Annotated in this window: 13 protein-coding genes; 9 read left to right on the top strand and 4 right to left on the bottom strand. The window is 65.8% G+C overall.

All coding sequences use genetic code 11. The annotated features are described in order from the left end of the window. The 4 genes from I5M_RS19775 to I5M_RS19760 form a co-directional block, all read right to left on the bottom strand. Positions 1 to 211 (bottom strand): hypothetical protein (locus I5M_RS19775; protein WP_031337123.1); only part of this gene is annotated, 211 nt, incomplete at its 3' end. After that, on the bottom strand, positions 208 to 444 hold the full coding sequence (locus tag I5M_RS19770) for a hypothetical protein (RefSeq protein ID WP_148287925.1): 237 nt from the start codon (positions 442 to 444) through the stop codon (positions 208 to 210). The genes I5M_RS19770 and I5M_RS19775, both read right to left, overlap by 4 nt. A gap of 43 nt (positions 445 to 487) precedes the next feature. After that, positions 488 to 700 carry a hypothetical protein gene (locus I5M_RS19765; protein ID WP_022722977.1) on the bottom strand — a complete coding sequence of 71 codons (213 nt, stop codon included), beginning with the start codon at positions 698 to 700 and terminating at the stop codon, positions 488 to 490. A gap of 204 nt (positions 701 to 904) precedes the next feature. Then, positions 905 to 1510: a LexA family transcriptional regulator gene (locus I5M_RS19760; RefSeq protein ID WP_159104016.1), complete on the bottom strand. Its 606-nt coding sequence runs from the start codon at positions 1508 to 1510 to the stop codon at positions 905 to 907. A gap of 261 nt (positions 1511 to 1771) precedes the next feature. On the opposite strand from I5M_RS19760, the gene I5M_RS19755 reads away from it, so the two are divergent. The 9 genes from I5M_RS19755 to I5M_RS30205 form a co-directional block, all read left to right on the top strand. After that, positions 1772 to 1999 (top strand): hypothetical protein, encoded by a 228-nt coding sequence (locus tag I5M_RS19755; RefSeq protein ID WP_022722976.1) that lies wholly within the window; start codon positions 1772 to 1774, stop codon positions 1997 to 1999. Positions 2000 to 2264: 265 nt separating this feature from the next. Continuing rightward, positions 2265 to 2576 carry a hypothetical protein gene (locus tag I5M_RS19745; protein WP_022722974.1) on the top strand — a complete coding sequence of 104 codons (312 nt, stop codon included), beginning with the start codon at positions 2265 to 2267 and terminating at the stop codon, positions 2574 to 2576. Then, positions 2557 to 3021 (top strand): hypothetical protein, encoded by a 465-nt coding sequence (locus I5M_RS19740; RefSeq protein ID WP_022722973.1) that lies wholly within the window; start codon positions 2557 to 2559, stop codon positions 3019 to 3021. The genes I5M_RS19745 and I5M_RS19740 overlap by 20 nt, the downstream gene beginning before the upstream one ends. Next, complete coding sequence (locus tag I5M_RS19735; RefSeq protein ID WP_022722972.1) at positions 3021 to 3338, top strand: hypothetical protein; 318 nt, start codon at positions 3021 to 3023, stop codon at positions 3336 to 3338. Before I5M_RS19740 ends, I5M_RS19735 begins: the two co-directional genes overlap by 1 nt. A gap of 5 nt (positions 3339 to 3343) precedes the next feature. After that, a complete protein-coding gene (locus tag I5M_RS19730) occupies positions 3344 to 3535 on the top strand; it encodes a hypothetical protein (protein ID WP_022722971.1) in 192 nt (63 codons plus the stop codon). Continuing rightward, entirely contained in the window at positions 3532 to 4029 is a 498-nt protein-coding gene (ssb, locus tag I5M_RS19725; protein ID WP_031337119.1) for a single-stranded DNA-binding protein, read from the top strand. The genes I5M_RS19730 and ssb overlap by 4 nt, the downstream gene beginning before the upstream one ends. 7 nt (positions 4030 to 4036) lie before the next feature. Continuing rightward, positions 4037 to 4243 (top strand): hypothetical protein, encoded by a 207-nt coding sequence (locus tag I5M_RS19720; protein ID WP_031337118.1) that lies wholly within the window; start codon positions 4037 to 4039, stop codon positions 4241 to 4243. Further along, entirely contained in the window at positions 4240 to 5712 is a 1473-nt protein-coding gene (locus I5M_RS33815) for a DNA methyltransferase (RefSeq protein ID WP_022722970.1), read from the top strand. The genes I5M_RS19720 and I5M_RS33815 overlap by 4 nt, the downstream gene beginning before the upstream one ends. A 19-nt stretch (positions 5713 to 5731) precedes the next feature. Beyond that, a partial coding sequence (locus tag I5M_RS30205) for a hypothetical protein (protein WP_040771806.1) occupies positions 5732 to 6258 on the top strand: 527 nt, incomplete at its 3' end.

The raw sequence follows: 6258 nt of genomic DNA, 5'->3' as shown, positions 1-6258 counted from the left end.
GCGCCGGCGCGACGCGGTCGGCCTCCGCTTTGAGGGCGGCAAGGTGCGGCGCATCACGATCGCGCTTGATGATCAGCGACGCGAGAATCCGGCCGTTGATCGAGTCCGGCGACGGGGTTTCCCATTGCGTCATGCTGGCGATACGGCGTTCGGTGTTGTGCATGTCTCGCGCGGCGGCCTCATAGGCGCGCACCGGATCGGCGGCGGTCATGGGCGGGCCTCGCCGGCGATGCTGGCGCGAGCGGCCTTGCGCGGGGTGATCAGATCGATGCCGCGCGGTGTGATGGTTGCGCGCAAGATAGGCTCCGCGGCAGGGCCTCGCCGCGGCGTCTTGGTAATGCTGACGAGATTGGGGAAGTAGTGCGCCACCACGCGCAAATTGCTGGCGACGGTGTGGTTGAAAACGTCCGGGCCGCGCTCGTGTATTGAGCGCAGCGCGAACAAGCACCCTTCTGTCAGGCGGCGATGCGACATGGCGGGCACCCGCTCAGTTCGCGATGCGTGCCAAGCGGCGTGCGGCGGCCGCGGCCGCTTCGCCGTAGCGCGCGAGCTGCGCGCGCGACCAGCCGGTGCGCATCATGTCGGCTTCGGTCGCGCCTTCGCCGGTGATGCGCAGATCGTCGGCCAGCCGCAGAATAGCGTTGTGACCGGAGAGGTGATGGCGATCGTTGTTAGTCGGGGCGGTCTGCTGTGTCGTCACGTTGGCTGTCCTTCGCTGTCCAAGGGGCGAGGGGCCGTGATCCGCTGCCGCGGCGTTGCGACCCCGTCGCAAGCCTGAAATCATACACAGGACGTATAAAACACAAAGCGGAAAAATGCGCGTGACGTATAGTAAGAAAAATCAGCGGGTTGCGTTGTGGGTGAGCGCTCGCCGGCGGGGGTAAATTATACGGCCGACATTCGCCTAGAGCGAATCGACGATGACCTTGACGACGCGGCCGATCACCTGGACATCGCGCGACGGATAGATCGCCTCGTGCTCCGGATTGAACGAATAAGGTTCAAGCCGAACCGGGTCGGATCGGTAGCGTTTGAAGGTGGTTTCGTCGCCGACGAGGAAGACGAAAAACCGCTTGTCGATCGGCTCGCGCTCGGTGCGGTTGACGATGATCACCGAGTCCTCTGGAGCGATCCGGTTCATGGAATCGCCGGCCACGCGCAAGGCGAAGTAGTCACCGGCGCCCAAGCCAGAAACGCCGATCCGCTCGACGTCCTCGTGCACCACGTCGTCGATTGCCTCGGCGCGCGCCAGCGTGCCGGCCGACACCCACGACACCAGCGGCACGCCGACTTGTCGGCCGTAAAGAAATTCCGGCACGCTCTGATGCGCCAGCTCGGCGAGCTTGGCGACGAATCGCGGTTTGGGCTGTTGTCCCTTTTCCCAGCGCGACACGGTCGCCTGAGTTGTCCCCACCAATTCGGCGAATTGCTCGCCCGGCAAAGGCCGCCCGCTGCGCCCGAGAGAGGTGCGCAAATCCCTAATTTTGCGGGCCAAGGTGAGATTCGACATGCCCCGAGGATACGCGGGCCGTATGGGCGCGCCTAACCGCGGACCGTATAGGGGTCCTTGCTGATTATACGACACTCGTATATTCGCAAAGTGCATCGAGTCGCTGGTGAGTCGCGAGCGGGGCAAAAGGGAAGGGCAGCCGGGCAACCCCGGCCAGCCGGCAACCTAACCGATCCAGTTCCGAGAGTCGAATCGCAGGGCAGGGCCACGGAAACACCGTTTCCGGGGCGAGGGGGAATCGTGTCGTCAGAAAGTCCGAAAGTGGCCGCGCCGTGCGGCTGCCCGCTCTGCAGTTCGCCTTTCATCACCGGCGAACGCCGCGCCGACGCCGTCGAGCCATGTGGTGAGCCGATCGCTCGCCGGCGCATCACCATCGCCGATCTGCGGGGCCGCGACGCGGCCTTTAGCGCCGATGCACCGATGCCGGTCGCGATGGCCGACAAAGAACCTCGCGAGTTTTACGCCGCGATGATCGAGCGGGTGCCGTGATGCGCGCCGACGTGCTGATCGCCATCGTTTACAGCGGCCCGCTGGCGCTTGCCGCGCTGGCCTGGGTTGCTACTTGGGCGCGACGCCGAGCGATTGCTCGCTCGGCCGACCGTTGCAACTGCGCCGCGCGGCTTCCGGCGTGCGCCTGCCGTGATGATGCCGGCACGCGCAACCCGCGCGGCGCAGGGCGTGGCCGCATGAGGCCGCCGCCTGCTGATGCTGACGCGATGTTGCGCGAGCTGCGCAATCAACAGAGATCGCGGCCATGATCGCCGGCACGCTGCGCGGTGCGCTCAACCGGCTGATTATCACCGCCGAGGCGATCATTCGCCGCCCCGATCTTGCGGCGGTGATGCTCTCCGACCTTGCGGAGATCGAGGCGGATTTTGCGGAGGCGGGCACGCCGCGCGGCGCGGCTGATCTGTTGTTGCGCACTCTTAAGCAAATCGCCGGCGAACCGCTCGCTACCGGGTCGACCGTGCTGCGGCTCACCTTCATCGCGCAGCAGGCCGCGGCAATCGCTCGGGATGATCTGTTCTCATTGGTGCGAGGGGCAAATGAATATCACCGAACGTAAGCGCGGCCGGTTGCGCGACGCATGGCACGGCGCGGCGACTGCCGCCGAAGTGGCGCGCGCACATGGGCTTGCGGTGCCGACCTTGTTGAAGTTCTGGCGCCTCGAAAGGGACGCGGGCCGGTTGCCCAATGCGACGCGGCCTCACTTCGTCAAGTTCGCGCGGCCGTTGCCGGCGGTGCCGGCCGCCGAAGCGGTGGACGATGACGACACCGCGGACGATTTCGATGCTGATGCCGCGCACCGGCTCGCCGTGATCGGCAGCTTCGCGTCGGTCGACACGATGCGGATCGTTCACGCCAATCTCGACAATGACGCCGCGCAGACGGCGCCGGCCGACTGGTTGGCGTTCGATCGCAAAGGCGCCGTGCCGCCGACGCATGCCGAGCTGATGGCGATGGCGCGCGCGCACGATCAGCGCAGCAAGCAACAGTGCGAGGCGGCGTGATGTCGAGTTCTCACGACTACGATCGTGCGAGCAATCAGCTCAAGGATATCGAGCGTTATCTCGGCCGCGATGCCGACATTTTCTCTGAGATCAGTATCACCGTTGGAGATGCTCGCGCGCCTGGTACGCGCATCGCGATGCCGAACGCGTTCGCCGCATATCTCGGCCGTCTGATTGCCGCTGATCTGCCGACGTACATCGAGCGGGTGCGCGCCGCGGCTCGCGACGATGTCCGGCAGGCCGCCGAGACGCTGCGCGCCAGCCTCGACGCCGATCTGCGGCAACTGAAAATCCAAGAGCAAGAGAAAGGCAAGTAACAGCGATGCGCGGATTTCACCTCGGCATGATCATGCGTGCCGCCCTGTCAAGCATGCTGCCGTGGGCGCCGCTGATGCGGCCGCCGATCACCACGCGGCATCCGGGCTCCAATCGCTCGCGCGCGGCGCTCCCGCTCCACCGCCGGAGCGATCGCCGTTGGAGCAAGCGCTATCTGCTCAAGGGAGTCCGGCCGTGAGTGGCAGCGTCAATAAGGTCATTCTGATCGGCCACCTCGGCGCTGATCCCGACGTGAAGCGCAACGGCGAAGGCAAGCCGATCGCAACGCTGCGGCTCGCAACCGGCGAAACGTGGCGCGATCGCGCCACCGGCGAGCGCAAAGAGCGCACCGAATGGCATCGCGTCGTCATCTTCAACGAGGGCCTTGCGAAGATCGCCGAGCAGTACCTCAAGAAAGGTAGCAAGGTCTATATCGAGGGGCAGCTTTCTACTCGCAAGTGGACTGATCAGGGCGGCGCCGAGCGTTGGACAACCGAGGTTGTGCTGTCGGCGTTCAACTGTTCGATGCAGTTGCTCGATCGGCGCGAGGGCGGCGGCGTGCCGTCGCCGCAGGGCGAGGAAGACTACGGCACGACACGCGATCGTGCGGCCGCCGGCGGCTCGCTGCCGTCGCGCAACTCGGGCGGCATTTCGTCCGGCCGCGCCGATCTCGACGACGATATTCCGTTCTGAGGCCGCGATGCGCAAGGCACACCGCGGCGACGCATTCAGCAAGTCCTATCGCCAGATGATCGACGAGCGCGACGCGCTCGCCGCGATGCTGCACGCGAAATCTTTCGACGAGCCGACCAAGCGTGATCTGCGGGCGATGATTACCGACGCGGTGCGCAACACCGCCGCGATGCAGCCGCGGGCGCGGCGTACTAATCTCAAGGGCAGACGATGACGATTGCGACCGAAGTGTTGCTCGGCGGCCGCGTGATGTTGTACGGCGGCGATAGCCTCGCCGTGCTGCCGCTGCTCGCCGAAAACTCGATCGACGCGTGCGTTTGTGATCCGCCGTATCACCTCACCTCGATCGTCAAGCGGTTCGGCAAGGAAGGCGCTGCGCCGGCGCAAGATGATCGCTCGGGCGGTGCCTTCAAGCGCGCATCCGCCGGGTTCATGGGACAGCAATGGGACGGCGGCGACATCGCGTTTCAGCCGGACATTTGGCGCGCCGTCTATCGCGTGCTCAAGCCTGGTGCGCACCTGTTCGCCTTCGCGGCCTCGCGCGGCTTTGGCCGCATGCAGGTCGCGATCGAGGAAGCTGGCTTTGATACGCGCGATTGCGTGCTTGACATGCTCGACGCGGACGATCGGATCGTCGGGTTTCTCAACTCATTGAACGACGCGCAGCGCGCGGCCTTCCTTCAGATCGTCGTCGAGGGCGGCGATGTCGGCGGTTTGCTCGCGTGGGTGTTCGGCTCGGGCTTTCCCAAGTCGCATGCGGTGTCGCTCGATTTCGAGAAGACACTGTGCGAGGCGCGCAAGGGCGACGGCGGGCTGACCGAGTATTACTATCGCGACACCGGCGAGATCATGCAGCGCGAGCCGCCGTTTCGGCACGATCTGGCGCAGCGATATGCCGGCTTCGGTACGGCGCTTAAGCCGGCTTTCGAGCCGATCGTGATGGCGCGCAAGCCGCTGATCGGATCGGTCGCCGAGAACGTCGCCGCCTATGGCACCGGCGCGATCAATATCGACGCGGCGCGGGTTGCCGCAGATCCCGGCGAGCTGATCGAGGCGGGTGCGAATTTTTCGGAAGTGACGCCGGGGCATGACGGCTATCGGCGGCCGGGCCGTTCGATGTTCACCCACAAGGCCGCGGAACGTTCGGGGCCGTCGAATAGTACGGGGCGCTTTCCCGCCAACGTCATTCATGACGGCAGCGCCGGCGTGCTCGCCGGGTTTCCGATGACGGGGCCGGGGCAAATCGGCGGCGTGAACGATCCTAACGGTGCTTTTGGATATCACGGCGGCGCCGGCGGCTCGTCGCTGCCCGGAGCCAAAGACGCCGGCGGCAGCGCCGGGCGGTTCTTCTACTCGGCCAAGGCCGACGCGCACGATCGCGTCGGTAGTAAGCACCCGACGATCAAGCGCGTCGAGGTGATGCAATGGCTTGTGCGGCTCTGCTCGGCGCCTGGTCAAACGGTGCTTGATCCGTTCGCCGGCACCGGCACCACGGGCGAGGCGGCGTTTCGCGAGGGCCGCAACGCGGTGCTGATCGAGCGCGAGGCCGAGTACCGCGACGACATCCGCCGGCGCATGCGGCTCGCGCTCGCCGGACCTGACGAGCGCAAGCGCGAGTCCATCAAAGCGAAAAGCGGCGGCGATCAGCCTTTCGAGGCGGGTTCGCTGTTCGCTGGTCTGTAGTTCGGCAAGGGAGGGGAAATTGACGCATCCGACGCACAAGACGCGATTTTCTGACTCGTCGCTGTATGACGAGGTTTGCACGCTCTGCGGTGAGAACGACGGAAGTATCAACGGCGGCTTGCACGAGCCGTGCACTGCGGCCATGCGGCCTTCGGCGGATTGCGGGCAGTGCTGGAAGGACGAGCGCGCCGGTGCACGTACGCGCTATGTCTGCACCGGCGCGTGCGACGCCGCGCAAAAGCTCGATCTCGCCACGTTCGCCAAGCTCGGCGAGCCGCCGGCGCTGCTGCAGTACATCGGGGCCGATCTCGGCTCACGGCCGTCGGCGACGTTCGTCCGGCCAGCGCTGCCGCGGATGCAAGAGCAAGGGCCGTGGGCCGGCGATGCTGTGGTGATAGCGAAGCCTCAAAGCATGGGCAAAAGCACGGCAGCAACGGCCACGCGGCCTTATGTCGATCGCCGGGCTGTCGAAATCGCCGACCAACTGGTGCCGGAATATCGCGGGACGCGCAATCACTCTTGCACCTCGCCGACCGCGAAGCGATG

Origin of the sequence: Rhodopseudomonas sp. B29 (genome assembly GCF_000333455.1) — a bacterium.
GTDB lineage: Bacteria > Pseudomonadota > Alphaproteobacteria > Rhizobiales > Xanthobacteraceae > Rhodopseudomonas.
The sequence above is the reverse complement of the archived record's forward strand: the minus strand, read 5'-3'. Positions and strand labels throughout refer to the sequence as shown.

Excerpts from the sequence above, each read along its gene's own strand:
- I5M_RS19760 (WP_159104016.1), bottom strand. The coding sequence starts at position 1,510 with ATGTCGAATCTCACCTTGGCCCGCAAAATTAGGGATTTGCGCACCTCT.
- I5M_RS19735 (WP_022722972.1), top strand. The coding sequence starts at position 3,021 with ATGTCGAGTTCTCACGACTACGATCGTGCGAGCAATCAGCTCAAGGAT.
- I5M_RS33815 (WP_022722970.1), top strand. The coding sequence starts at position 4,240 with ATGACGATTGCGACCGAAGTGTTGCTCGGCGGCCGCGTGATGTTGTAC.
- I5M_RS19745 (WP_022722974.1), top strand. The coding sequence starts at position 2,265 with ATGATCGCCGGCACGCTGCGCGGTGCGCTCAACCGGCTGATTATCACC.
- I5M_RS19740 (WP_022722973.1), top strand. The coding sequence starts at position 2,557 with ATGAATATCACCGAACGTAAGCGCGGCCGGTTGCGCGACGCATGGCAC.
- I5M_RS19730 (WP_022722971.1), top strand. The coding sequence starts at position 3,344 with ATGCGCGGATTTCACCTCGGCATGATCATGCGTGCCGCCCTGTCAAGC.
- I5M_RS19720 (WP_031337118.1), top strand. The coding sequence starts at position 4,037 with ATGCGCAAGGCACACCGCGGCGACGCATTCAGCAAGTCCTATCGCCAG.